The sequence below is a fragment of the Nocardioides sp. Z30_9 genome, from assembly GCF_058215735.1.
On sequence record NZ_JBZAJF010000002.1, the window covers coordinates 426,250 to 451,588 of the forward strand.

The 25,339-nt window shown below is 71.0% G+C and carries 25 protein-coding genes; 14 read left to right on the forward strand and 11 right to left on the reverse strand.

Annotated features, from left to right (window positions below):
* The first annotated feature begins 52 nt into the window (after window positions 1-52).
* The 11 genes from AC4BGB_RS12740 (at window position 53) to AC4BGB_RS12790 (ending at window position 12,175) form a co-directional block, all read left to right on the forward strand.
* Entirely contained in the window at window positions 53-775 is a 723-nt protein-coding gene (locus AC4BGB_RS12740) for a FadR/GntR family transcriptional regulator (RefSeq protein ID WP_490547249.1), read from the forward strand.
* Between the two features lie 131 nt (window positions 776-906).
* Window positions 907-1,797, forward strand: coding sequence for a cyclase family protein (locus AC4BGB_RS12745; RefSeq protein ID WP_490547250.1), 891 nt, complete (start codon window positions 907-909; stop codon window positions 1,795-1,797).
* A 132-nt stretch (window positions 1,798-1,929) separates the two neighbouring features.
* Window positions 1,930-3,156 (forward strand): ABC transporter substrate-binding protein, encoded by a 1,227-nt coding sequence (locus tag AC4BGB_RS12750; protein ID WP_490547251.1) that lies wholly within the window; start codon window positions 1,930-1,932, stop codon window positions 3,154-3,156.
* Window positions 3,157-3,181: 25 nt separating this feature from the next.
* On the forward strand, window positions 3,182-4,066 hold the full coding sequence (locus AC4BGB_RS12755) for a branched-chain amino acid ABC transporter permease (protein WP_490547252.1): 885 nt from the start codon (window positions 3,182-3,184) through the stop codon (window positions 4,064-4,066).
* Between the two features lie 11 nt (window positions 4,067-4,077).
* Window positions 4,078-5,859 (forward strand): branched-chain amino acid ABC transporter ATP-binding protein/permease, encoded by a 1,782-nt coding sequence (locus AC4BGB_RS12760; protein WP_490547253.1) that lies wholly within the window; start codon window positions 4,078-4,080, stop codon window positions 5,857-5,859.
* On the forward strand, window positions 5,846-6,589 hold the full coding sequence (locus AC4BGB_RS12765; RefSeq protein WP_490547254.1) for an ABC transporter ATP-binding protein: 744 nt from the start codon (window positions 5,846-5,848) through the stop codon (window positions 6,587-6,589). Before AC4BGB_RS12760 ends, AC4BGB_RS12765 begins: the two co-directional genes overlap by 14 nt.
* 89 nt (window positions 6,590-6,678) lie before the next feature.
* Window positions 6,679-8,820, forward strand: a complete 2,142-nt coding sequence (locus AC4BGB_RS12770; protein ID WP_490547255.1) for an acetate--CoA ligase family protein — start codon at window positions 6,679-6,681, stop codon at window positions 8,818-8,820.
* Entirely contained in the window at window positions 8,817-9,578 is a 762-nt protein-coding gene (locus tag AC4BGB_RS12775) for an SDR family oxidoreductase (protein ID WP_490547256.1), read from the forward strand. Before AC4BGB_RS12770 ends, AC4BGB_RS12775 begins: the two co-directional genes overlap by 4 nt.
* Window positions 9,578-10,555 carry an NAD(P)H-quinone oxidoreductase gene (locus AC4BGB_RS12780; protein ID WP_490547257.1) on the forward strand — a complete coding sequence of 326 codons (978 nt, stop codon included), beginning with the start codon at window positions 9,578-9,580 and terminating at the stop codon, window positions 10,553-10,555. Before AC4BGB_RS12775 ends, AC4BGB_RS12780 begins: the two co-directional genes overlap by 1 nt.
* Window positions 10,556-10,586: 31 nt before the next feature.
* On the forward strand, window positions 10,587-11,393 hold the full coding sequence (locus AC4BGB_RS12785) for an SDR family NAD(P)-dependent oxidoreductase (protein WP_490547258.1): 807 nt from the start codon (window positions 10,587-10,589) through the stop codon (window positions 11,391-11,393).
* Window positions 11,390-12,175, forward strand: coding sequence for a crotonase/enoyl-CoA hydratase family protein (locus tag AC4BGB_RS12790; RefSeq protein ID WP_490547259.1), 786 nt, complete (start codon window positions 11,390-11,392; stop codon window positions 12,173-12,175). Before AC4BGB_RS12785 ends, AC4BGB_RS12790 begins: the two co-directional genes overlap by 4 nt.
* On the opposite strand, the gene AC4BGB_RS12795 is transcribed toward AC4BGB_RS12790, so the two are convergent.
* A complete protein-coding gene (locus tag AC4BGB_RS12795; RefSeq protein ID WP_490547260.1) occupies window positions 12,172-12,564 on the reverse strand; it encodes a (R)-mandelonitrile lyase in 393 nt (130 codons plus the stop codon). The genes AC4BGB_RS12790 and AC4BGB_RS12795 overlap by 4 nt on opposite strands.
* Before the next feature lie 27 nt (window positions 12,565-12,591).
* Window positions 12,592-13,638 carry an alcohol dehydrogenase catalytic domain-containing protein gene (locus tag AC4BGB_RS12800; protein WP_490547261.1) on the reverse strand — a complete coding sequence of 349 codons (1,047 nt, stop codon included), beginning with the start codon at window positions 13,636-13,638 and terminating at the stop codon, window positions 12,592-12,594.
* Between the two features lie 223 nt (window positions 13,639-13,861).
* On the opposite strand from AC4BGB_RS12800, the gene AC4BGB_RS12805 reads away from it, so the two are divergent.
* On the forward strand, window positions 13,862-14,809 hold the full coding sequence (locus AC4BGB_RS12805) for a class II glutamine amidotransferase (protein ID WP_490547262.1): 948 nt from the start codon (window positions 13,862-13,864) through the stop codon (window positions 14,807-14,809).
* Between the two features lie 16 nt (window positions 14,810-14,825).
* On the opposite strand, the gene AC4BGB_RS12810 is transcribed toward AC4BGB_RS12805, so the two are convergent.
* From AC4BGB_RS12810 to AC4BGB_RS12820, 3 genes are all read right to left on the reverse strand, one after another.
* Complete coding sequence (locus AC4BGB_RS12810) at window positions 14,826-15,269, reverse strand: OsmC family protein (RefSeq protein ID WP_490547263.1); 444 nt, start codon at window positions 15,267-15,269, stop codon at window positions 14,826-14,828.
* Between the two features lie 26 nt (window positions 15,270-15,295).
* Window positions 15,296-15,778: a hypothetical protein gene (locus AC4BGB_RS12815; RefSeq protein WP_490547264.1), complete on the reverse strand. Its 483-nt coding sequence runs from the start codon at window positions 15,776-15,778 to the stop codon at window positions 15,296-15,298.
* 76 nt (window positions 15,779-15,854) lie between these two features.
* Window positions 15,855-17,021: an MFS transporter gene (locus tag AC4BGB_RS12820; protein ID WP_490547265.1), complete on the reverse strand. Its 1,167-nt coding sequence runs from the start codon at window positions 17,019-17,021 to the stop codon at window positions 15,855-15,857.
* 32 nt (window positions 17,022-17,053) lie between these two features.
* Here AC4BGB_RS12820 and AC4BGB_RS12825 point away from each other — a divergent pair, with 32 nt between their 5' ends.
* A complete protein-coding gene (locus AC4BGB_RS12825; protein ID WP_490547266.1) occupies window positions 17,054-18,106 on the forward strand; it encodes a LacI family DNA-binding transcriptional regulator in 1,053 nt (350 codons plus the stop codon).
* A gap of 16 nt (window positions 18,107-18,122) precedes the next feature.
* On the opposite strand, the gene AC4BGB_RS12830 is transcribed toward AC4BGB_RS12825, so the two are convergent.
* Genes AC4BGB_RS12830 through AC4BGB_RS12845 form a run of 4 tightly spaced genes read right to left on the reverse strand, consistent with a single transcriptional unit; the run spans window position 18,123 to window position 22,000 of the window.
* Window positions 18,123-18,935 carry an ABC transporter ATP-binding protein gene (locus tag AC4BGB_RS12830; protein WP_490547267.1) on the reverse strand — a complete coding sequence of 271 codons (813 nt, stop codon included), beginning with the start codon at window positions 18,933-18,935 and terminating at the stop codon, window positions 18,123-18,125.
* The gene (locus AC4BGB_RS12835) at window positions 18,932-19,966 is read right to left on the reverse strand and encodes a FecCD family ABC transporter permease (protein ID WP_490547268.1); all 1,035 of its coding nucleotides are present in this window, start codon (window positions 19,964-19,966) and stop codon (window positions 18,932-18,934) included. Before AC4BGB_RS12835 ends, AC4BGB_RS12830 begins: the two co-directional genes overlap by 4 nt.
* Window positions 19,963-21,024 (reverse strand): FecCD family ABC transporter permease, encoded by a 1,062-nt coding sequence (locus AC4BGB_RS12840; RefSeq protein ID WP_490547269.1) that lies wholly within the window; start codon window positions 21,022-21,024, stop codon window positions 19,963-19,965. Before AC4BGB_RS12840 ends, AC4BGB_RS12835 begins: the two co-directional genes overlap by 4 nt.
* Window positions 21,017-22,000: an iron-siderophore ABC transporter substrate-binding protein gene (locus AC4BGB_RS12845; protein ID WP_490547270.1), complete on the reverse strand. Its 984-nt coding sequence runs from the start codon at window positions 21,998-22,000 to the stop codon at window positions 21,017-21,019. Before AC4BGB_RS12845 ends, AC4BGB_RS12840 begins: the two co-directional genes overlap by 8 nt.
* Before the next feature lie 170 nt (window positions 22,001-22,170).
* Here AC4BGB_RS12845 and AC4BGB_RS12850 point away from each other — a divergent pair, with 170 nt between their 5' ends.
* A complete protein-coding gene (locus AC4BGB_RS12850; RefSeq protein WP_490547271.1) occupies window positions 22,171-22,983 on the forward strand; it encodes a siderophore-interacting protein in 813 nt (270 codons plus the stop codon).
* Window positions 22,984-23,245: 262 nt separating this feature from the next.
* On the opposite strand, the gene AC4BGB_RS12855 is transcribed toward AC4BGB_RS12850, so the two are convergent.
* Together AC4BGB_RS12855 and AC4BGB_RS12860 are read right to left on the reverse strand one after the other, a co-directional pair.
* Window positions 23,246-24,799, reverse strand: a complete 1,554-nt coding sequence (locus AC4BGB_RS12855; RefSeq protein WP_490547272.1) for a PH domain-containing protein — start codon at window positions 24,797-24,799, stop codon at window positions 23,246-23,248.
* Window positions 24,796-25,329: a PH domain-containing protein gene (locus AC4BGB_RS12860; RefSeq protein WP_490547273.1), complete on the reverse strand. Its 534-nt coding sequence runs from the start codon at window positions 25,327-25,329 to the stop codon at window positions 24,796-24,798. Before AC4BGB_RS12860 ends, AC4BGB_RS12855 begins: the two co-directional genes overlap by 4 nt.
* Window positions 25,330-25,339 lie beyond the last annotated feature (10 nt).

Below are 25,339 nucleotides of genomic sequence, written 5' to 3' on the forward strand. Positions count from 1 at the left end.
GGCGCCACGCGGCAGGATCCTGCGTCGTACGGCGCGACAAGGAGCGAGCGGCATGGCCACGAATCGAGTGCGGATTCCGAAGGCATCGGACGTGATCGTTTCGGAGATCCGCGAGCGAATCCTCTTCCACCGGTTGCCGGTGGGCACGCGGCTGCCCAACGAGACCGAGCTGATGGAGCATTACGGCCTCGGCCGGGTCACGGTCCGCGAAGCGCTGCGCCTGCTGGAGCGCGACGGCCTGGTCGAGATCAGGCGGGGCCCGACGGGCGGCATCTTCGTCCGGCACACGGACATCACGCAGGTCAGCGACGCGATGGCGATGCTGTTCCGGTTCAGCGACACCACGCTCGGGGAGGCCTCGGCCTTCCGCTCGCTCGTGGAGCCTCGAGTGGCGCACCTCGCGGCGCTCAACGCGACGGATGCCCAGCTGAAGGAGATCGCCAAGATCGCCAACGGCGACTACGACGCGGTACGCCTGGCCGAGTTCCACGCGCTGCTCACCGCAGCCTGCGGCAACAAGGTCTTCCAGATGACGCTCAAGGCCCTGCACGACTCGGCCGCCGGTCACTACCACTACGACCTGATCGAGTTCGAGCTGCCGGACGGCGGCACCCACGACCACGTCGAGATCGCCAAGGCGGTCGTGGCTCGTGATGCGCAGGCCGCGGACGAGGCGATGCGCCGCCACCTCGCGACCTACGACCAGTACCTGCGCGACAACGATCTCGACGGTTCCCCGACGATTCCGGGAAAGCACGACACCCGCTTGCGGTGAACCCCCGCCGCCCTCGGGCGGCAAGCGACCGAACCACTCTCGGCGATCGGTCTCGCGACCCTTCTCGCACCGCTTGGCTGCGAGGGCGTCCGCGACGCCGTACGCCCCTTTTCCAGAGGTGAACACCTGCCATGAACGTGCCCTACCGCGACCTTCCTGCCGGCGACGCCCGCGGCGTCTTCGGTGACGACGACGTCCTCGGGACGCTGAACCGCCAGACCCCGGAGGCTGTGGCCTCCGCTGCGGCATCGGTGCGGACCGGGAAGGTCTTCAGCCTGAACGCTCCGATGGAGCTCCCGGACCCTCCCCTGTTCGACCGCCAGCCGTTCGAGCACCACGTCTTCCGCACCAAGATGGGCAACCGCGACGACTGGGTCGACCACTTCTACCCGCAGAGCTCGTCGCAGTGGGACGGTTTCCTGCACATCAGCGACCCCGAGATCGGGTCCTACAACCACCTGCCACCCGAGCGCCTCGGCATCGAGAACTGGGCGCGGCGCGGGATCGCCGGGCGCGGTGTGCTCGTCGACGTCGAGCGCTTCCTGCGCGGCCGTGGGGAGGAGCTGCACTGGCACACCTCCCGACCGATCTCGGTGCGTGAGCTCGATGACGCGCGGCTGGCGCAGGGCGTGGAGTGGCGCGAGGGCGACGTACTGCTGCTGCGCACCGGCTGGTGGACCGGCTACCTCGCCGCGAGCACCGAGGAGCGGCACGACGTGCGCACCCGGCACGACTCGCCCGGCCTCGAGGCCTGCGCCGAGATGGCCGAGTACCTCTGGGACAACGGGATCAGCGCGGCCGCCGCGGACAACATCAGCGTCGAGTCGATGCCGCTGGGGTCCGAGCTGCTCCACCACCGGACGCTGGTCCGCCTCGGGATGCCTTGGGGCGAGATGTGGTGGCTGGACGCCCTCGCCGAGGACTGCGCCGCGGAGGGTCGCTGGGACAGCCTGCTGGTCTCCGCGCCCTGGAACCTCAAGGGCGGCATCGGCTCTCCGGCCAACGCCCTGGCCCTGCGCTAGCGCCGCGCAGCCACCTGATTTCCGGACTTTCCACGGAAGTTCGTCTCGGTACTTGACCTGTGACCGCGATCACGGGCAGGATACCTAGCAAGGATCACTTAGATAGCAATGATTAGCCGAGAAGAGGCAGGCATGACCTTTTACGCTCGTTCGAAGCGGTGCGCGACCCTGGCCACCGGACTGGTGCTGCTTGCCGCGACCGCGGCCTGTGGCAACAGCGATGGCAGCAGCGATTCGTCCGGACCGATCAAGGTCGGGGTCCCTCTCGGGATCACGGGTCCTGCGGCCGGTACCGCGGACTGGGACCGGATGGGCGTCGAGCTCTCCGTGAAGCAGATCAACGCGGACGGTGGCATCGACGGCCGCAAGGTGAAGGCCGTCTTCGTCGACACGGAGCTGGACCCGGCCAAGGCCGTGACGGCCATGAACCGCCTCATCAACGAGGACAAGGTCGACCTCGTCGTCGGACCGATGACCAGCGACGAGACGCTGGCGACGCTGCCGTCTCTCACCCGCGCCAACATCCCCTCGATCAACGGTGCCGGCAGCAAGATGAACCCGAAGGTCGCGCCGTACTCCTTCGGCATGCTGCTCAACGCCGAGCACCAGGGCGAGAAGATGGTCGACTACGCGGTGAGCAAGCACAAAGCCAAGCGGGTCGCCGTGATCAGCTACTCCGCCACCCAGGGCAAGGAAGGCCGTGGGGCGATCGAGCGGCAGCTCAAGGCCAAGGGAGTCGAGCTGGTCGCCGGCCAGGAGTACGACATCCCGGTCACCGACCTCAGCTCGCAGGTGCTGACCCTGAAGAAGGGCAACCCCGACGTCGTCCTCGTCTTCCCCCAGACCGGCCACGACGCCGGCCTGTTCGTGCAGGCGATGCGCGACGCCAACCTGGACGTCCCGGTCATCGGCAGCTACTCGACCACCTACTCGGGGCAGGCCAAGTCCGTCGCCGGTCCCGACGCCTACAAGAACTTCTCCTCCGTCACGTGGCCGGCGTTCAGCGCCTGCTCGCCGGAGGACGTTCGCAAGGAGGCCACCGACTTCATCGCCGAGGTCAAGAACACCTATGGCGAGAAGCGCACCAAGGGTGCCGCCTTCGACAACATCGCCTCCTTCCGCGACGCGCTGTGGCTGCTGAAGGCCGGCATCGAGGGGTCGGACTCGATGGACGCGAAGAAGGTCACGGACTGGCTGGCCAAGAACCAGACCGAGGCCGCGAAGGACCAGCCGCTCGTGCACAACGCCTACGCGTTGAGCGAAGACAGCCGGTTCCTGATGGACCCCAGCTCGCTGACTCTGGTCAACGCGGGTGAAGAGGTCGCGCCGGGGATCTCCCAGCGCATCGACGGCTGCTGATCAGAGACGTGAGGGAACCACTGCGATGAACGATCTTCTGGTCATCGTGATCCGCGGCGTGGGGGTTGGCTCCCTGTACGCGCTGGTCGCCATGAGTCTCAACTTGGCGTACAACGCGACAGGGGTGCTCAACTTCGCCCAGGGTCACCTGCTGATCACGGCCGGTGTCTGCACCTACCTCTGGATGCCGGATGGTGCCGGGCTCTCGTCGCCGCAGTGGTACTTCACGCTCGTCGCCGCCGTCGTGGCGACAGCCGTGGTGGGGGTGATCCAAGGCCTGATCACGCTGGCGCCGATGCGGCGCGACGGCGGTAGCCATTCATGGGTGGCAACGACCATTGCCGCCTCGATCGTGATGGGTGCCCTGATCACGCTCTGGATCGGGCCACAGGTGGTCACCGTGCCCAACTACTTCGGGTTCGTGCCGCTCCCCGACGGTCGGGTCCCCGGGGTCTACCCGGTGCTGCTGGTCTGCGCGGTGGCCGTGTGGGCGGGGTTGCGCTGGTACCAGCGCTCGTTCCTCAGCGGCGTGGCGCTCAATGCCCTCAGTCAGGACGTCGACGCGGCTCGGGCCGCCGGCGTACCGACTCTGCGCTTCCAGATGCTGGCTTTCGGCATCGCGGCCGCCATCACGGCCGTGGCCGGGTTCGTCGGCGGAAGCGCCGTGGAGCTCTCGGGCAGCAGCGGTACGAACTACGTCATCTTCGGGTTCATCGTCGCCGTGATCGGCGGCATCGGGAACAACAAGGGCGCACTGATCGCCGGGCCGCTGTTCGGCGTCCTGATGATGTACGTCTCATTCGAGCTGGGCGGCGGGATGCAGGTGGTCACGGCTCTGGCCGTCATCGTCGCGGTCCTGCTTCTCCGGCCCCAGGGAATCTTCGGGCGTCCCCACGCCCGTCGGGTATAGGCGAGGTAGCGATGACAACGAAGCAAGCGAGCCCACGGCGTTGGATCCGTCGTGAGCTGCGCAGGGACCTGGTCGTCGGGTCGGTGCTGATCAGCGCCGCCACCCTGGTGCCGACCCTGATGGGGAACCTCTTCTGGCAGCAGGCGATGCTCCTCGCCGCCGTCTACGTGATCGCGGCCGTCGGGCTCGACGTGCTGCGCTCACAGGCGGAGCAGATGTCGTTCGGACAGGGAGCGGTGCTCGGGGTCGCGGCGTACGTCACGGCCCTCGGTAACGGGGTCTGGGAGATGTCGCTGCCCGTCTCCGCCGTCCTGGGGCTGGTCGCGGGCATGGCGACCGGCATGCTGATGGCGCTGCCCTCACTGCGGGTGCAGAGCTTCTACCTGGGATTCGTCACCCTGGCAGGTGCCTTGGCGCTGCCGGACCTGATCATCAAGTTCAAGGACCAGACCCAGGCACTCACCGGTGTCAACGTCTTCCTCACCGGGATCAACGACCCGATCGTGGGTTCGCTGAACTGGCTGACGATCGGCGTGACCGTCCTGGCCGTGGTCTCGATCTTCTGCGCCGCGATCCTCCGGTCGTCCCGGTTGGGCCGAGCCATGCTGCTGGCCGGCGAGAGTGCCGAGGCCGCCGAGACGGTCGGCCTGCGTCCCGGGCAGCTCCGCCTGCAGGCGTTCGCGCTGTCTTCCTTCGCCGCGTCCGTGGCCGGCGTCTGCTACGTCGGCGTCATCCAGTACGTCGGCGCGGGCTCCTTCACCATCGCGCTGTCCGTGATGCTGTACTTCGTCGTCATCGTCGGCGGCCCCGGCAAGGTGCTCGGCCCGATCCTGGGTGTCATCCTTCTCTACGTCGTGCCGGACCACCTGCTCGCCGGCCTGCTCGACTACCGCCTGCTCATCTACGGCACGCTGGTCATCGTCGTGATGCTGCTGATGCCGGAAGGGATCGCCGGTGGCCTCGACCGGCTGGTGAAGCGGCTCTCGAAGCACTCGGACGACCGGAACAGGAACCTGATCTCCCTCGCTCCGATCCTCGCGGCGGCGCCCCCGGCGACCGAGGCGTCGCAGGACGGTGACGACTCCACGTTGCTGGTGGTCGACGACGTACGGCGCAGCTTCGGGTCGGTGAAGGCGCTCGACGGTGCCTCCATGACCGTCAAGCGCGGCACCGTGCACGCGATCGTCGGGCCCAACGGCTCAGGGAAGACGACCCTGCTCAACGCGATCTCGGGCCTGATCTCGGTCGACAGCGGCACGGTCGAGCTCGAGGGCCGCGACATCACCAAGATGTCGTCCAGCGCCCGTGCCCGGCTCGGGCTCGGACGCACCTTCCAGCAGCCACGCGTCCTGGACTCGCTCTCGGTTTGGGAGAACATCGACTGCGGCCGCACATCGGCCCGCCAGATCGAGTGGTTCGAGGAGGCGCTCGCCTCCTACGCCGACGAGTGGGACACGCTGAACAGCGGGATCCTCCCGCACGGGCAGCGTCGCTTCGTCGAGGTGCTCCGGGCACTGCACGCCGGACCGAGCATCGTCGCGCTGGACGAGCCGGCCGCGGGTCTCTCGCACGGCGAGCGTCGCGAGTTCGGTCAGCTGCTGCGCGACGTGGCCAAGACCACCTCGGTCACCGTGCTCCTCGTCGAGCACGACCTCGACCTGGTCTGGAACATCGCGGACACGATCAGCGTCGTCGACGCAGGCCGCGTGATCGCCTCCGGCACCCCGGCGGAGCTCCGCAACAGCACGACCATCGCCCACCTCTTCGTCGGAGTCGACCATGTTGCAGGTTAAGGATCTCAGTGCCGGCTACGGCCGGATGACAGTGCTCCGGGACGTCTCGTTGCAGATCGAACCCGGTCAGCTGTCCCTGTTGCTCGGCCCGAACGGCGCCGGCAAGACCACGCTGCTGAGCACGGTCGCCGGCCTGCTCAAGCCGCAGTCGGGCACTGTCGAGGCCGAGGGCACGACGATCGCCGGCTGGGCGCCCGAGCGGGTCGCGCGTCACGGCGTACGGCTGGTGATGCAGGGCCACCGCGTCTTCCCGGAGACCTCCGTCGAGGACAACATCCGGCTCGGCCAGATCAGCCTGCCCCGCAAGCAGCGCAGGACCGAGCAGGAGATCTTCGAGGAGGCCTTCGGCGTCTTCGACATCCTCGGCCAGAAGCGCCGCCAGCCTGCACGCGACCTGTCCGGAGGGCAGCAGCAGATGCTGGCCCTGGTGCAGGCGTGGGTCGCGCGTCCCAAGTTCATGCTCTGCGACGAACCCTCGATGGGCCTCGCGCTCGCGCTGGTGCCGGAGATCCTGACCTTCCTCAAGCGCCGCACCGACGAGGGGATGGGGATCCTCCTGGTCGAGCAGTCGATCGACCAGCCGCTGCGCTTCGCCGACCGCGTGATGGTGATGCGGCAGGGCGAGATCGGGTTCAACGAGGACATCGCGAACGTCACCGGGGTCGAGCAGATCACCCGCGAGATGTTGGGCGGGGCGTCCGCCGCCTCGGCCACCAGCGATTCCCGCTAGGGCGCACACAAGCAATGTCATGGAGCGATCCCCTTCGGGGTCGCTCACGATCCGCGCGCCCATACGGGCGCCGAGCTCTTGGAGGCGATGTGAGTACCGCAAGCACGGCATCCGAGGTGGTCAGCCTGCTGCTGCACGCCTCCGGGATCGCGATCGTCGGGGCGTCCGACGACGGCAGCAAGGCGTCGGGCCGGACGATGCGCTACCTGCGCAAGTACGGCTACAAGGGGGAGATCTACCCGGTCAACCCGCGACGTGACACGGTGCAGGGCGAGCCGGCGTACGCCTCGATCGAGGACCTCCCCGGCGTGCCCGACGTCGCCGTGATCGTTCTGCCGAAGGCCGCCGTCCCCGCGGCGATCACCTCCTGCGGCGCGAAGGGCATCAAGTTCGCGATCGTCTTCGCCGCCGGGTACGCCGAGGTGGGTGCCGAGGGTGCGCAGGAGCAGGCCGAGCTCGCTGCCGTCGCGGAGCGGGCAGGCGTCCGGTTCCTCGGGCCGAACTCGGTCGGTGCGGTGATGGCGGCCGAGGCCGTCACCACCGCGTTCATGACAGGGCTGGACCAGGACCGCTTCGCCCTGCGTGACGACGGCATCGCCTTCGTCTCCCAGAGCGGGGCGATGGGTGGCTTCGTCCTGAACATGGCCCAGAGCGACGGCCTCGGCGTCGGGCGCTTCTTCAGCACCGGCAACGAGGCCGACCTGGCGCTCGGCGAGCTCATCGAGGGACTGGTGGACGAAGGGTCCACCCGGGCGATGCTCGCCTACGTCGAGGGCGTGCGTGACGGCGACGCCTTCTGCCGGGGGCTCGAGAAGGCCCAGCAGAAGCGGGTGCCCGTCGTGGTGATGAAGGTGGGTCGTTCCGCGCGCGGAGCGGTCGCTGCCGCCTCCCACACCGGCGCCCTGGCCGGTTCCGACGCGGTCCTCGACGGCATCCTGGAGCGGTACGGCGCCCAGCGCGCCGAGGACGTCGAGCAGCTGGTCGACTTCGGCCGGGTCTTCGCCTCCGACCGGATCCCGCGGGGTCGCAACGTCAGCATCATCACGATCTCGGGCGGCGCCGGCGTGCTGATGACCGACTACGCCGAGGACCTCGGTCTCGACGTGTTCGAGTGGGACGCGGAGTGGCAGGGCCGGATGGCGGCGATCCTCCCGGCGCACGCTCCGGTCGGCAACCCGATCGACACCACCGGCGCGATCGCCGCGGACCAGCAGATCCTGACCGACGGCCTCCAGCTCTGCCTGGACAACCCCCAGACGGACATCGCGATCGTGCTCCTCGGCAACCTCGAGATGGAGGAAGTCGGGTTGTGCGACCGGATCATCGAGGTCGCCGAGCGCTCGGACAAGCCGGTCCTCGTGGCCTGGGTCGGCGGCTCGGGCAACCCGCGCCGGATCCTGTCTGCAGCCGGTGTGCCGACGTTCACCGACCCGGTCCGCGCGATGCGCGCGGCCGCGGCGCTGGCCGACTGGGCGCTCGCCGAGGCTCCGGCTCCGGTGCCGAGCGCGTCGACGCCCGAGCTGGCGGCCATGTGGGACCGACTGGGCGACCTGGCCGGTGAGGGCGTCTCGATGCTCGACGAGATGGAGAGCAAGCAGGTCCTCGCCCTGTGCGGGGTCCCGGTGACCCGGGAGGTCGAGGCGAGAAGCCCGGCGGAGGCCCGCGCGGCGGCAGCCGAGATCGGACTCCCCGTGGTGCTCAAGCTGCTCTCCGACGAGGTGGAGCACAAGTCGGACCTCGGCGGGGTGAAGCTCGGGCTCGGTGACCTCGACGCCGTCGAGACCGCCGCCGCCGACGTGCTGGCACTCGCCGAGAGGCTGGAGCTGGCCGAGCGTCGCGTCGTAGTCCAGGAGTCCGTGTCCGGCGGCGCCGAGCTGATCCTCGGTGCGACCCACGACCCGACGTTCGGGCCCGTGGTGCTGGTCGGGCTCGGCGGCATCTTCACCGAGGTGCTCCGCGACGTCGCGATGCGACCGGCCCCGGTGGACCCGGCCGAAGCGGGTCGGATGCTCTCCTCCCTCAGCGGGGTCGCGCTACTGCGCGGCACGCGGGGACTGCCCGTGGCGGACGAGGAGCGCGTGGCCGCGGTCATCAGCGAGTTCTCCCGGGCCTTCGTGGAGATCTCGCCGGCGGTGGCGTCGATCGACGTCAACCCGCTGGTGATCACCGGCTCCGGCGGCGTGATGGCCCTCGACGGCGTGGTCACCCTGCGGAGCGGGGATCAGCAGTGACATCCCGGACGCGGGCGGCAGTGGTCACGGGCGCCGCCGCCGGCATCGGCGCCGGCATCGCCGACAGCCTGCTCCAGGCCGGCTGGCACGTGCTGGCCACCGACATCGACGAAGCGACGCTCGCCGACTTCGCGGCGACTCGGTCCGAGCACTCCACGCACCTGCGGACCGTGCAGGCCGACGTGTCGTCCGAGACGGACTGGACCGAGGTCGTCGTCGAGGCCGACCGGTGGGTCGGCGGTGTCGACGCGCTGGTCAACAACGCCGCGATCTCGCCCAAGCACGACGGCGTGAAGCTGCTCACCAGCGACATCCCCGCCGAGGAGTGGGACCGCGTCCTCGCGGTCAACCTCACCGGCGCCTTCTACGGCCTGCAGGCGGTCCTCGACCCGATGCGCGAGCGCGGCTGGGGCCGCATCGTGACGCTCTCGTCGCAGGCAGCGCACACCGGTGCCCGGGTGGCCGGCGCGCACTACGGCGCCACGAAGGCCGCACTGCTCGGACTGACCCGGACCGTGGCGCACGAGTACGGCCCGTCCGGGATCACCGCCAACGCGATCACGCCCGGGCGCATCGAGACCCCGATGGCCGCGGGCGTCAGCGACGAGGTCAACGACGCCTGGCGCCGCGCCATCCCCGTGGGCCGGCTCGGCGTACCCGCCGACATCGGTGCCATGGCCGCGTTCCTGCTCTCGGAGGAGGCCTCGTTCGTCAACGGCGCGACCTTCGACGTCAACGGCGGCAGCAGGATGGGCTGATGCGGGCGATCGCCATCGCCGGCCAGGGGGACACGGCGACCCTCGAGGTGGTCGAGGTCCCCGAGCCGGTCCTCGCCCCCGGTCAGGTCCTGGTGCAGGTCGCCGGGGCCGGCGTGAACCGCGCCGACACCGTCCAGCGACGCGGCGCCTCGCTGACCTCGGCAGGCGGGTCGCTGTTCCCGGGCCTGGAGGTCTCCGGGACCGTGGTCGCGACCGGGGCGGACGTGCGTCGCTGGCAGGTCGGCGACCGCGTGTGCGCCCTGCTCACCGACGGGGGGTACGCCGAACAGGTGGCCGTCCACGAGTCGCACGTGCTCGCCGTACCGGACTCGCTGGACCTCGTGGCCGCCGCCGCGCTGCCCGAGGCCCTCGCGACGGTGTGGTCGAACCTCGTCGACCTGGTCGGCCTCCGTTCCGGGGAGCACCTCCTGGTCCACGGCGGAGGCTCGGGGATCGGCACGACGGCGATCCAGGTGGCCAAGCTGCTCGGCGCGCGCGTCCTGGTCACCGCCGGTTCGCAGGCGAAGCTCGGCATCTGCCGCGAGCTGGGCGCCGACGTGGGCATCGACTACCGCACCGAGGACTTCGTCGCGTCCGTGCACGAGCACACGGGCGGCCGGGGTGTCGACGTCGTCCTGGACATCCTCGGTGCCGACTACCTGTCCCGCAACGTGGCGGCGCTGGCGACCGGCGGCAGGGTCGCCGTGATCGGGCTGCAGTCGGGGTCGGTCACCGACCTGGACCTGCGCGACGTCCTGCGCAAGCGGGCCGTGCTCACGGGCTCACTGCTCCGCCCACGTCCCGCGGAGGAGAAGGCGCAGATCCTCGAGGCGGTCGCCACCCACGTGCTCCCCGCGATCGCGGACGGCCGGGTCCGCCCCGTCATCGACTCCCTCATCCCGCTGGCCGACGCCTCGCGCGCACACGCGCGCCTGGAGGCCTCCGAGCACGTCGGCAAGATCGTGCTGGTGCCGTGAGCCGGCCAGCCCGCACCGAGAGGACACCCACATGAGCGCCTACGTCGCACCTGACCTGAGCGAGCTGGGACTCGACCGGCTCACCTCCCTCGCAGGCCGGGGCGCCCTCGTCACCGGAGGCGCCCGCGGCATCGGGGAGGCCGTCGCCGCCCGCCTCGCCGAGGCCGGCGCCCGGGTCGTGATCGCCGACCGTGACGGCGCCGAGTCCACCGCTCGCCGTATCGCCGAGCGGACCGGGCAGCAGGTCACCGGGATCGCCATGGACATCGCCGACGAGGCGTCGGTGCGGTCGGGTGTCGCCGCCGCGGCGGAGCAGGGCTCGCTCGACGTACTGGTCAACAACGCGGCCGTCCTGACGCCGACCGGCGATCCGCTGACCGCGACCGCGGAGCACCTGCGCCAGATGCTCGAGGTCAACGTGATCGGCACGTTCCTCGTCACGCGGGAGGTCGCGGCCCGGATGGCGCCGGGCGGCAGCATCGTCAACGTGGTCTCGACCTCGGGGCTGCGCGTCTCGAAGGGCACGATGGCGTACGCCGCCTCGAAGCACGCGCTCACGGGCCTGACCAAGAGCCTCGCGCTGGAGCTCAGCGACCGCGGCATCCGGGTCACCGGGGTCGCCCCCGGGCTCACGACCACCCCCGGGGTCGACGAGATCGCCGGCAACCTCGCGGCGGCGGGCTACGGCAACGGCCGTCCGCCTCTGATGCCCTTCGGTCGGCACGGGGTCCCCGACGACATCGCCCGAGTCGTGTACTTCCTGTGCACCGACCTCGCATCGTGGGTCTCCGGATCGGTGATCGGCGCCGAGTCCGGCCGGCTCGAGGTGCTCGCATGAGCCGCCCGGTGCTGATCACGGACACGGTGGAGGCGGTCGCCGACGGCCGGGTCCTGCGCATCGAGATCAACCGTCCAGCGGTGCGCAACGCGATCGACCTGCCGACCGCCCGCGCGATCGAGACCGCCGTCGACGCCTTCGAGGCCGACGACGACCTCAGCGTCGCAGTGCTGCACGGCCGGGGCGCCAACTTCAGTGCCGGGATGGACCTCAAGGCGTTCAGCGCCACCGGGGAGCGCCCGGTCACCGAGCGCCGCGGGGCGATGGGGATGGTGGCGGCGCCACCGAGCAAGCCGATCATCGCGGTGCTGCACGGCGTCACGCTCGGCGGAGGCTTCGAGCTCGCTCTCGCCTGCGACCTGATCGTGATGGAGGAGGGGTGCGAGGTCGGGCTCCCCGAGGTGACCCGCGGGCTCGCCGCCGGCGGGGGAGGGGCGATCCGGCTGCCGCAGCGGATCCCGCACCACGTGGCCCTGGACCTGATCCTCACCGGTCGGCGGATGCCGGCCGCCGAGGCGGAGCGGTGGGGTCTGGCCACGCGGCTGGTCGCCGCCGGAGAAGGGTTGCAGGCGGGTCTCGACCTTGCCGCCGCCGTGGCCGCCAACGCCCCGCTCGGCACCCAGGCCTCCAAGCAGATCGCGGTGCAGAGCCGCACGCTGGCCTTCGACGAGGCGCTCGCCGCGCAGGAGCCGCTGATGCAGGTCGTCCGGACCTCGGAGGACGCGGCCGAGGGCGCCCGCGCCTTCGTCGAGCGGCGCGCCCCGCGCTGGAGCGGGCGCTAGGCGCCGTACTCCTCCGTCACGTGCTCGAGCCAGGTGACGATCTCGCCGGCTTCGTCGGCCTCGTTGAGGGCGACGTGGGCCATGAACCGGTCCGGGGTGGCGCCGTGCCAGTGCTCCTCGCCGGGCTCGATCAGCACCACGTCGCCGGGGCGGATCTCCTGGACCTCGCCGCCGCGGACGCCGACGTACCCGATGCCATCGGTGACGTAGAGCGTCTGGCCCTTCGGGTGGGTGTGCCAGGCGGTCCGGGCGCCGGGGGTGAACCGGACGTGCCCGCAGCTGATCGAGGTGGTGCCGTCGGGGGACCGGATGCCGTCGATGTAGACGGTGCCGGTGAACCAGTCGGCCGGGCCCAGGGTGCTGGTGCCGCCGCTCTTGACGAGCTTCATGGTGCCTTCTTCCTGGTGGACTTCGGGTCAGCGGTCGCTGACCCGGAGCAGGGACTTGATCGTGGTCCGGTCGTCCATCGCGGCGTACGCCTCGGCGACGTGGTCGAGGTCGGTGGTCAGGGTGAAGACCTTGCCCGGGTCGATCGAGCCGTCGAGGACCGAGGAGAGCAGCTCGGGCTGGTAGGCCCGTGCCGGAGCGGGGCCGCCGCGCATGCCGACGTTGCGGAAGAACGTGCGCTCCGCGTCCACCATCGTGCCGTGCGGGACCCCGACCCGCCCCACGACGGCGCCGGCCCCGGCCACGGCGAACGCGGCCTCGGTGGACTCCATCGTGCCCACGCACTCGAGCACGGCGTCCGCGCCGTACCCGTCGGTCAGGTCCCGCAACGCCTGGACCGCCTCGTGGTCGCGGACGGTGATCACCTCGCTCGCGCCCCACTCCCGGGCGAGCGCGTTCCGGTCGTCGTAGGGGCTGCCGAGCATGATGATGCGCTCGGCTCCCAGCATTTGCGCGGAAAGTACGCCGCACAGCCCGACCGCTCCATCACCGACGACCGCCACCGTGTCGCCGGGCTTCACCCCGGCGCTGACCGCCGCGTGGTGGCCGGTGCACATCACGTCGCTCAGCGCGAGCAACGAGGCCATCGTCTCCTCGGAGAATTCGCCGCCCGGGATCTTCACCAGGGTCCCGTCCGCCTGTGGGACCCGGACGAACTCGGCCTGGGCGCCGTCGCCGTCGCCGCCCTGGCCGAAGAAGCCCGCGTTGACGCAGGCGGTGTGGAAGCCGCGGCGGCAGTTGCGGCAGGTGCCGTCGCTCCACGAGAACGGCGAAAGCACGAAGTCGCCCACCGCCAGGTCAACGACCTCGCTGCCGACCTCGTCGACCACGCCGATGAACTCGTGGCCGACCGAGCCGTGCGGGATCTCGGAGATGCCGCGGTAGAACCACAGGTCGGAGCCGCAGACGCACGCCAGGACCACGCGTACGACGGCGTCGGTCGGCTGCGCGATGGCCGGCCGGGGCCGTTCCTCGACGGTGATCAGGCCCTTGCCCCGGAAGATGGCTGCCTTCATGGTGGGTCTCCCGTTCCGGTCGCTCGACCATGAGGGGCCACCGGCGGGCGGACCCACCTCTTCGAGGTTAGGAAGCCGTTCGACGCAAATCAAAGGCCGGCCCCTAGGCTGCTTGCGGCCGGGATCTTGCCGGCCGATGCTGCACCCGATCCTCCTCGCGCAGGAGATGCCCCTGCGGCGAAGGCTCCCGTTCCACCCAACGACCCGTCAGTGAGGCAAAACCATGTGCCGAGTACTCGCCTACATCGGGCCGGAGATCCCAGTCGAGAACCTCCTGCTCAAGCCCGAGAACAGCCTGGTCAACCAGACCCTCGACCCGGAGCGGCACCCGCTGCTCCAGCTGGCCGGATGGGGCTTCGCGGCCTGGGGCGAGCACCTGCTGAAGCAGGAGGCGCCGTTCCGCTACCGGCGGCCGATGGCTGCCTTCTACGACGACAACGCCGAGGGGATCATCCCGAGCCTCCAGGCCAGCACGCTGCTCGCCCACGTGCGGGCAGCCGACTACAACGCGGGCACGGTGCTGGCCGACGAGAACTGTCACCCGTTCGCCTACGAGGAGACGCCCTGGATCGTCGCCCAGAACGGCGACCTGCCGAACTGGATCCAGCTGCAGCGAGAGCTGCTGCAGCACTGCAAGGACGTCTACCTCACGCAGATGCGGGGCACCACCGACACCGAGTTCCTCTACATGCTGCTGCTCTCGCTGCTCGAGGGTGACAGCGACGAGGACGTGCAGCGTGCGTTCGAGAAGATGCTCGGGCTCATCGTGGACGCGATGAAGAAGCTCGACCTCGCGGCGCTCGCCAAGCTGAAGATGGCTCTGGTCTCCCCGAACCGCATCATCGGCGTCAACTTCGGGTGTGGGCACCAGGGCGAGACCGATCCCTCCGGGGACTGGAAGGAGCTGCTGAAGTCCGAGCCGGGCAGTGACGACCACGCCCTGGCCATGCTCCTGGAGCCGATGTACCTGCTGATGGGCCGCAACTTCGAGGAGAACGCGACGACGTACGACTTCGAGGACTGCGGCGAGGACGAGGCGACGGCGGTCATCTTCGCCTCCGAGCCCCTGACCGAGGCCGACGAGTGGCTGAGCCTGGAGTTCGGGGAGATCGTCTTCCTGGAGAGGAAGGGCGACAGCATCTCCAAGCGCGTGAACAAGCTGAAGGTGTAGCGCCCGCGGGGTGGGTTCAGTCGAGGACCCGGACGGTCGGCTGGTGGCGCACCGGGAAGTTGACGCTGTTGGCGATGAAGCACAGCTCGTTGGCGCGGTGGTGCGCCGCCGTGGCCGCCTCGACCATGCCCGGGTCGGTGACCGTGACCTGCGGGTGCAGCACCACCTCGGTGAACCGTCCGCTGCCGTCCGGGTCGGTCGTCATCGATCCGGTCGCCGTGTCGGCGTACTCGGTAACCACGACGCCAGCCTCGACGCACACATGGAGGTAGGACAGCATGTGGCACTGCGCCAGCGAGGCGACCAGCAGCTGCTCGGGGTTCCACCGCTCGCGGTCGCCGTGGAAGGTGCGGTCCGCGGACCCCAGGAGCTCACCCGGACCCTCGGCGGTGACCGTGTGGGCGCGGCTGTAGCCCCGGTAGGAGGCGGTGCCCTCCCCGTTGTTGCCGGTCCAGGTCACGGTCAGTGCATAACCGTGATCCATCGTCAGCCGATCGAGGGCGTCGCCTTGCGCACGGCCTTCTTCGAGCTCTTCAGGCCCGACTTCACGCCCGACTTGGCGGCGCCGAATATGCCCTGGGTGAGCAGGGTGAGGCCGGCACCGAGGAGCCACACGTCCTTGGCCACGGCGATGCCGTCCGGGGTGGGGCGGATGCCGTCGTCGAGGGTCATCCCGGGGGACTTGAGGTACATCCGCACCAGGCTGCCGCCAAACCCGGTCAGCGCGGCACCGGCGACGGTGGAGGGCACCATCGGGGCGAGCAGGGCGGTGCCCACGGCGATCTCGCTGTAGGCGAGCAGCTGGGCGAAGCTCTGCGGCTGCATGTCCTTGAACAGCCCGGGGTAGGTCCGCGCGGCGGCGCTGTGCAGGAACTCGGCCGTGCCTTCGTCGGCGCCGAGCTTGCCGATGCCGGAGTTGAGGATGAACGCGCCGGTGGCGACACGGAGCGGGATGTGGGTGGGGTGCACGGGGAACTCCTCGGTAGGGAAAGCACTTGGTTCGACCATAGTCAGGCGTTCCAGACAGGGGAACCCGTGGACGCGTTCAGCCTGCGGTCCTCGACCCGACCGGAGCCTCCCGCCCACGGCGTACGACGGCCAGGGCGACCGCCGCGAGCACGACCGTGAGTGGGACGACCCCGAGGGCTGCCTCGAGCGAGGTCGCGTCCGCCAGGGCGCCCACCGTCAGCGGCGCGAGCAGGATCGCCGCCGAGGTCATCAGCACGATCCGGCCGCTGGCGGCCGTGGACCGGCCGGGCGCCAGTGAGACGGCGACCGAGAGGCCCATCGGGAACAGGTTGCCCAGGCCGATCCCCAGCAGGGTCAGGCCCGCCGCCGCCTGGGCCGGTCCGCTGGAGGGCCACAGCACCGCGAACCCGACCAGCGTCAGGGCGAGCGCCCCGGCGAACAGGGAGGCTGCGTCGTACCGCCGGGCCAGGCGACTGCCGAGCACGCGGCCGAGGACGACCCCGGCGAAGTAGCCGCCCATCGCCCCCACCGCCGTCTCCGGGGAGGAGCCCGCCACCTCCTCGACGAACGTCGCGCCCCAGGCGGTGACGCACCACTCCGCGGCCACCGAGCACATCAGCATCACGACCGCGACCCAGAACACCGGCGGCAGCCGCCCCTGCTCGTCGCCGGCGGCAGCCGGGGCGGCGTCCACCCGCAGTCCCCGGTTCGCGCCCCAGGTCATGACCGGCACGACCAGCGAGGCGAGCAGGGCCACCCGCCAGTCCACCCCGAGGGCGCTCGCGAGGGACAGGGCGCCGACCAGCACCAGGTAGGACAGCGCCGCCGCCACGTTGGCCTCGGCCAGCGCCACGCTGCGCCGTTCGCCGTGATGGTCGGCCAGCCCGGCCTGGACAGTCGCCAGCACCAGTCCGCCACCCGCACCCATCACCACGATCGAGCCGATCGTCGCCGGGGCCGTCGAGCCGAGGGTGAGCCCCACAGCGCCGAGCGCCAGCACCGCTGCGGCCAGCCACAGCAGGTGGGCGCGGCCCAGGGCTCGCTCCATCCGCGCCGCGAACAGCCCGGCCACGGTGCTGCCGGCCGCGAACGCCGCGACGTGCAGGCCGCCGACGGCATAGCTGAAGTCGAGCTCGTCGCGCAGGCGCGGGACGACCAGGCCCGGTGAGGCCTGCAGGAAGGCGAACCAGGCGAGCAGGACGTAGAGCACCCAGGTCTGGCGGTCACGGACGATCCCCGGCATGTTGTGTAACGTTACACAGTAGGCTCCAGGGCATGGCTGGAGATCGGCCCGTCCGGGTGACCCTCGCGCAGGTGGCCGAGGCCGCGGGGGTCTCGGTGATGACCGCCTCCTACACCTACAACCAGCCCGGTCGCGTCTCCGCGCAGTCACGGAGCCGGGTCCTGGAGGCGGCCGCGAGCCTGGGGTACGCCGGACCCGACCCCAGCGCGCGGTCCCTGCGGCGGGGCTCGGCCAACGCCCTCGGCGTCGTCCTGGGGGAGCACCTCAGCTATGCGTTCGAGGACCCCGGGGCCGTCTCCTTCCTCGCCGGCGTCGCGGAGGTGTGCGCCGGACAGGGGGCCGGCATGCTGATCGTGCCGATCACCGGCGCCGAGCACGACGTCGCCCGGGTGAGCGAGGCCGCGGTCGACGGGTTCATCGTGTGGACCACCGCCGACGACGACCCGGTCCTGGCCGCGGTCCGGGCCACCCGGCGGGCCGCGGTCCTGCACGGCAGCGCCGGCCCACCCGGGCTGCCGGCGGTGAGCATCGACAACCGCGCGGCCGCCCGCGCCGTCGGCGCCGTGGCGTTCGCGGAGTCCCGCCGCCCCGCCGTGCTCAGCCAGCCCCTCGACCGCGACCGCGAGGCCGGCGTCGGTCCCGGCCCCGACCTGGCCGAGGTCACCTTCCCGGTCACCCGGGAGCGGCTGGCGGGCTTCCGCGACGCAGCACTCGGGGCCGGGATCGCCTGGCGCGACGTGGTGGTGGCGGCCTGCGGCCGGAACAGCGCCGAGGAGGCCGAGTTCGCGGCTCGCGCGCTGCTCACGAGCGAGGAGCCGCCCGATGCGATCGCGGCGATGAGTGACGAGCAGGCGATCGGCGTACTCCGCGCGGCCCGGTCGCTGGGGCTGCGCGTCCCCGAGGACCTCGCGGTCACCGGCTTCGACAACCTTCCCGCCGCCGCAGAGGCCGGCCTGACCACGGTCGCGCAGTCGCTGCGCGAGCAGGGGGCGGCCTGCGCCCGGGTGGCGCTCGGGCTCCAGGCCGAGGTGCCCGAGCCGGAGTGGTCGGTGGTGGTCCGGGACAGCACGCGTCGACCCGGGTGACCTCTCAGCCCCACGCTCAGGTGCTGGGGACCTCGACGCGATGGCGCCCGATCGGCAGCATCAGCGGGCGTCCGGAGAGGGGGTCGGTGATCACACTGCAGGGGAGACCGAAGACCGCGTTCACCATCTCCTCGGTGAACACCTCGTCCGGGGCGCCAGCGGCGTAGAGGCGGCCGGCGGCGAGGGCGATCAGGTGGTCGGCGTACCTCGCGGCGAGGTTGAGGTCGTGCAGGACCATCACGATGGTGGTGCCGCGGCTCTGGTTGAGGTCGGTGAGCAGGTCGAGCACCTCGACCTGGTGGCTGACGTCGAGGTGGGTCGTCGGCTCGTCGAGCAGGAGGACGTCGGTCTGCTGGGCCAAGGCCATCGCGATCCACACCCGCTGACGTTGACCTCCGGAGAGCTCGTCGACCGGCCGGTCGGCCAGCTCCTCGGTGCCGGTGGCGTCGAGCGCCGCGGCCACCGCGGCGTCGTCCTCGGCGTTCCACCGCGACATCAGCCGCTGGTGCGGGTTGCGGCCGCGCCCGACGAGGTCGCTGACGGTGATGCCCTCCGGAGCGATCGGCGTCTGCGGCAGCAGGCCGAGCGTCCGGGCGAGCTGCTTGGCGGGGAGCTTGTGCACCTGCTCGCCGTCGAGGAGCACCTGACCGGTGCGGGGGCGGAGCAGTCGGGACATGGAGCGCAGCAGCGTCGACTTCCCGCAGGCGTTGGCGCCCACGATCGCGGTCACCTGGCCGGGCGGCACGATCAGGTCGAGGTGCTCGATCACGGTGCGGTCGCCGTACCCCAGCTCGAGGTTCTCGACGGTGAGAGTGTGGCGGTCGGTCACAACGAGCCTCCGGCGCGGTTGGTGCGGACGATCAGGTAGATGAGGTACGGCGCACCGAGGACGCCGGTGACGACGCCGACCGGGTAGCGGTGGCCGAACGCGTACTGGCCGCACAGGTCGGCCACCAGCACCAGCAGCGCACCCACGAGCGCCGAGGGCACCAGCAGCGACGCACCCGGACCCACCAGCCGCGCCGCGATCGGCCCGGCGAGGAACGCGACGAAGGCGATCGGTCCGGCGGCCGCGGTGGCGAAGGCGATCAGGCCCACCGCAGCCACGATGACGATCACCCGGGTCAGCTCGACCCGGACGCCCACCGCGGAGGCGGTGTCGTCGCCGAGCTGCAGCATCTCGAGGTCGCTGGCCCGGCTCAGCAGGATCGGACCGAGCACCACCAGCGCCAGGAGCGTGGGCAGCACCTCCTCCCACCGCGCACCGTTCACGCTGCCGGTCAGCCAGCGGGTGGCCTCCTGGAGGTCCCAGGCGGCGGCGCGGCTCAGCACGTAGGCCGTCACGCTGTCCAGCATCGCGGCGATCCCGATGCCGATCAGGATCAGCCGGGTGCCGGCGACGCCGTCACGGTAGGAGAGCAGGTAGATCAGCACCGCGACGCCCAGGCCCGCGCCGATGGCCACCACCGAGACGGCCGTCCCGGAGAGGCCGAGGGTGATGATGGCGAAGGCCGCAGCCGCACTGGACCCGGCGCTGATGCCGATGATGTCGGGGCTGGCCAGCGGGTTGCGCAGCATGGTCTGGAACGTGACGCCACCGAGGCCGAAGCAGAGCCCGACCAGCAGCGCGAGCACCGCGCGCGGCAGCCGCAGCCGACCCACGGTGAACGAGGCCCCGGGCACGTCCTGGCCCTGGATGACGGCGAGCACGTCGCCGATGGGGTAGAACGTGTGGCCCACCATCAGGCTGGTGACGAACACGGCCGCGACGAGCACCGCCAGGACGATCAGGACGGTCCGGCGCCGGGCGGAGCGGCGTACCCGGCCCCGCGAGACGCGTTCGATGGTCTGGACGCTCACAGGCCACGCACCTTCTTGCGGCGTACGACGTGGATGAAGAACGGGGCGCCGATCACCGCGGTGATGATGCCGACGTCGATCTCGCTCGGCCGGGCGACGATGCGACCGACGACGTCGGCGGCGGTGAGCAGCGCCGCTCCGCCGATGGCCGAGAACGGCAGCAGCCACCGGTGGTCGACGCCGATGAGCATGCGGCACAGGTGGGGCATCACCAGGCCGACGAAGCCGATCGGTCCGGCAACGGCCGTGGCCGCCCCGCACAGCAGCACCGCCCCGATCGCGGCGGCTGCGCGGGTGAGTGCCACCCGCTCGCCCAGTCCGGCGGCGACCTCGTCGCCCAGGGCCAGGGAGTTCAGCCCGCGGGCCGAGGCCATCGAGACCAGGAACCCGACGGCCAGGAACGGCAGCACCAGCGTGGTGGAGTCGTACGACGCACCGCCGACGCCGCCGATCTGCCAGGACCGCACCCCGCCCGCGATGTCGGTGCGCGGGAGCACCACGGCGGTGATGAAGGACGCGAACGCCGCGGAGGTGGCGGTGCCCGCGAGGGCGAGCTTGAGAGGTGTCGCGCCGCCACGGCCCAACGACCCGACGGCGTAGACGAAGACAGCGGCCAGCGCCGCGCCCGCGATGGCGGCCCACACCTGGCTGGCCGGGGCGGAGAGGCCGAACCACGCGATGCCGGTGACGACCGCGAGGGAGGCGCCCATGTTGACGCCGAGGATGCCCGGATCGGCCAGCGGGTTGCGGGTGACGCCCTGCATCACCGCACCGGCCAGGCCGAGCGCTGCGCCGACCGCGACCGCGAGCAGCGTGCGGGGGATCCGCTTGGTCACCGCGGCCTCCTCGTGCGTCTCGCTCGACCCGAGGAGTGCGCCGACGATGTCGGACCAGGAGACCTCGCGCGAGCCCACGGCCACGGACACAGCCATCAGGGCGGCCAGGACGGCGATCCCGGCCAGCAGCCAGAGGGCATGCCTACGCCCCGGATGCCGGGTGGTGCCGGCAGCCGGGGCGGAAGCAGTTGCGACGACGGTCGCAGTGGTGTCCTCAGGCACCGGCCGCGTCGGCCAGCATGGTGACGTACTCCTCGAGCACGTAGGAGATCGAGAGCGGAGTCGGGTTGGCGGCGGTGCCCAGCGGGTTGTTGGGCAGCAGCACGATGGCGTCGTTCTTGACCGCGGGCATCTTGGAGAGGAGCGGGTCGGACTTGAGCGTCTTGACGAGCTTCTCGTCGCCGTAGGTGACGATCACCTCGACGTCGTCGAGGGTGTCGATCTGCTCGGAGCTGAGCGTGCCGGAGAACTCGTCGGTCTTCGCCGAGGCGGTCGCGATGCTCCCGGGGGTACCCAGCCCGAGGTCCTCGAAGAACTTCGCCCGGGTGTCGTGGGTCGTGTAGTAGCTGACCTCGCTCAGGTCGGCGGGGTCGACGTGGGTCAGGAACATCGCCTTCTTGCCCTTGAGCTCAGAGCGCTCGGCAACGGTCGAGGCGATCTCCTTCTCGAGGTCGGAGACGAGCTCCTCGCCCTCGGTGGCCAGGCCCATCGCCTTGCTGCTCTGCAGGATCATGTCGCGCCACTCCGTCGACCACGGGGCCTCGGGGTAGGCCACGACGGGGGCGATGTCACTCAGGGTGTCGTAGTCCTTCTTGGTGAGGCCGGAGTACGACGCGAGGATCACGTCGGGGTCGGTGTCGGCCACGGCCTCGTAGTCGATGCCGTCGGTCTCGTCGAAGAGGACCGGGGTCTTCGCGTCGAGCTCCTCGAGCTTGTCCTTGACCCAGGGGAGCACGCCGTCGCCGTCGTCATCACCGAAGTTGGCCGACGCCATGCCGACCGGCACCACGCCGAGGGCCAGGGGCACCTCGTGGTTGGCCCAGTTGACCGCAGCGACCCGCTTGGGCTTCTTCTCGATCGTGGTGGTGCCGAGCGCGTGCTTGATGGTCATCGGGAACTCGGCGGAGGAGTCGCTCTTCGCGGCGCCACCGTCGGAGTCCTTCTCCGAGGAGCCGCATCCGCTGAGGACGAGGGCCATGGCTGTGAGGGAGCCGGCCAGGAGGTTGAGTGAACGCACAGGGGGCCTTTCAGTACGAGCGGACGGCAGAGCGCCCGGAACAGGAGGGGGAAGGCAGCTGGAGGATGCGAAGACATCACTCGGTGTTGGTGAGGCTAACCTAAGTTCATTCAGTGTTCAGAGGAGGCCCCATGCATGCACGAGTGATGTCAGTCACCTGGCTGACCCCCGCGATGGTGCGCGTCGAGCTCGGCGGTGAGGGGCTGCAGCAGTTCCAGATGTCCGACTCGACCGACGCCTACGTCAACATCGCGGTGCCGCCCCCCGGCGCGCCGTACGGACCGGTCTTCGAGCCGGCCGAGGTGCGCGAGACCCACGACAAGGCCTGGTGGCCGGCGCGCCGCCGGTTCACCGTGCGCTCCTGGGACCAGGTCGACCGCCGGCTGACCATCGACTTCGTCGTCCACGGCGACGAGGGGGTCGCGGGGCGCTGGGCCGCGGGCGCTGCACCTGGCGACGTGCTGGTCCTCGAGGGCCCCGGCAGTGGCTACCGTCCCGATCCGACCGCGGACTGGCACCTCATGGTCGGCGACGAGTCGGCTCTGCCCGCGATCGCGGCTTCCATGGCCGTCGTGCCGGCCGGTTCGCCCGTCGTGGTGCGGCTGGTCTGCGACGACCCCACCCAGGAGCTGCCACTCGAGAGCCCCGGACAGCTGGACCTGCGCTGGCTGCACCGAGTCGGCTCGGAGGATCCCGCCACCCTGCTGGTGGCCGAGCTCGAGCAGCTGGAGTTCCCTGCGGGGCGGGTGCACGCCTTCGTGCACGGTGAGGCCGAGGAGGTCCGCGCGATCCGGCGCCACCTGCTCGGCGACCGTGGGCTGAGTCGCGGCGACATGTCCTGCTCGCCGTACTGGCGCCGGACGATGACCGACGACGCCTGGCGGACAGTGAAGGCCGACTTCGTGGCCGCCATGGAGGCCGACGTCGCTCCCGCCGCGAGCTGAGTGGCTCCCCGGCTGTCGGCCCGCGGCACCACCGAGGCTCCCGGATGAAGATCGATGAGATCGCCCGCGAGTGAGGTGAACGCGTGTGCCGAGGTCTCGCCCACCTCGGACCCGAGATCCGGGTGCAGAACCTGCTTCTCAACCCCCGGTGAACAGTCTGGTGACGACTGGCTGCACCTGGAGCTCGGCGAGATCTCTCCTGAAGGAGGCCGGCGACAAGATCACCAGGACCGTGAACAGGCTGAAGGTGTAGGGCTCCTGTTCACGCGAGGAACTGCGTGACCAGTCCCGGCACCGCCTCGTCGGCGAACCCGATGGCCATCGACTCGGGGATGTCGATCGCGGCGTACTCCTGGCGGCCCGCGGCCGTGGTCGCGACCAGGGTGGCGAGGCCGGCACGGCGCTGGAACCACGACTGCTGGACGTTCCAGCCGATGATCCCCGAGCGTTGAAGGACGTCTCGACGCCCGCGCAGGCTGCCGGAGCGGACCACCAGGTGGTCGCCGCTCAGAGCGTGGCCCAAGCGGCGCGAGCGGTCGGCGGCCAGGGCGACCCCGACCGGGAGCGCGAGCAGGGCCGGCAGCAGGACCCACCAGGGGAACGCGCTGAGGAGAACCAGCCCCAGCACGACCGCGGGCACGACGGCCGAGCCCGCCAGCGCGCGGGTGTAGCGGCGTCTCCGGGCGAGTGGCCCGTGCGGGACCAGGGGAACGTGCAGCGGGTCGCGGTGCCCGAGCACCGCCTCCCCGGTGGCGTCGATCACCTCGCGCGGTGCCGGCGGCACCAGCTGGGAGCTGCTGGACTCGTCGCGGGAGACCCCGGTGACGATCGCCGCCAGCCGGCCCGCGCCGACCAGCCGCAGCCCCAGCGGCTCCAGGACCTCGAGGCCGCGCAGGCGCTCGCGCTCGAGGCTGACCTCGGTGGTGGTGAGCAGCCCGCGGCGTACCCGGAACGTGCGTCCGCGGGAGTCCCGGGAGAGTGTGAACCCCCAGTTGGTGATCAGGTAGCCGGCCACCGAGAACACCGCCCCCAGGATCAGGAACGCGACCACGAGCCCGACCGTGACCAGCGGGACCAGCGTCTCGACGGGGCGCTCGGCGAGCCAGCCGAGCACGTCGACGTCGGCGAAGAACCGGTCCCCGACGCTGTCGAAGAACTGCCCAAGCACCGCCATCAGGCCGGCCGCGATCACGTTGCCCGACGAGGTGAGCGGGGCGTACCGGACCCAGCGCTTGTCGAAGTCGAGCAGCACCTCGTCCTCGGCGTACGCCGCCCGCGGGGCCGCCTCCCGGGACGGTGCGTCGCCCGTGAGGTCGACCCCCGGAGTGAGTGCATCGGGCGTCGGGGGAGGCCGGTCGTCTGCCCGGTGCAGCAGCGAGACCCGCAGCTCGCGCGCCTGCGGGAGCGCCAGCCCGTCCAGGGCGAACTTGTCCTCGCCCTGGGCACCGCCGCTGGCGGTGCCGATCTCGACCTTCGCCAGGCCGAGGACGCGGTGCATCGGGGACGCGGTGACCTCGACGGCACGGACGCGGTCGAGGCGTGCGGTGGACACCTTCTTGCCGATCAGTCCCCGTTCGAGCTCGATCTGGGTGGGCGTGATCCGGTAGCGGGTGGTCAGGAACTGCAGCACGCCGAGCACGATCGGGATCGCGATGCCGGTGAGCTGCCACCAGCTGCCGCGGGTGCTGCCGAGCACGACGATCCCGACCAGCAGGGGCAGGAACCTGATCAACTCGGTGACCGGGTGGACCAGCAGCATCCGTGGGTCGAGCCGCCGCCACGGGTAGGGCTCCAGCGCCACCGGTGGCTGGGTCATGTGGCGTCCCCGGCCTCGGCCTCGGTACGACGGGTGAGGTCGTCGACGAGCCGGTCGGCCACCGGCTTGTCGATCATGCTGATCTGCACGGGCCCGGCCGCCGACGCGGTGGTGACGGTGACCGAGGCCAGCCCGAACAGGCGCCCCAGCACGGTCTGCTCGAAGTCCACGGTCTGCACCCGCGACATCGGCGCGATCCGGCGCTCCCGGGACAGCCACCCCGTCTGGGTGTAGACAGCCGTCTCCGTGCTCTCCCAGCGGTGGGTGCGGTAGCGCAGCGTCGGCATCACCGCGACGTAGCCGACCGAGGCCACGGCGTACACCGGCCACACCCACACCGGCACGTCCCACCAGCCGATCAGCTTCACCCCGATCAGCACCGCCAGGAAGAACAGTCCCTGGAGCGTGGCGCTGACCGCCCACAGCGCCGGCGCCCGCGGCGAGACCTGGTGCGCGGGCTCGCGCAGCATCCGGCGGGCAGGCAGGCTCTCCGGGGTCTCGGGGAGGCGCTCGGGTGCAGGGTCGGTCACCGGCCCAGCC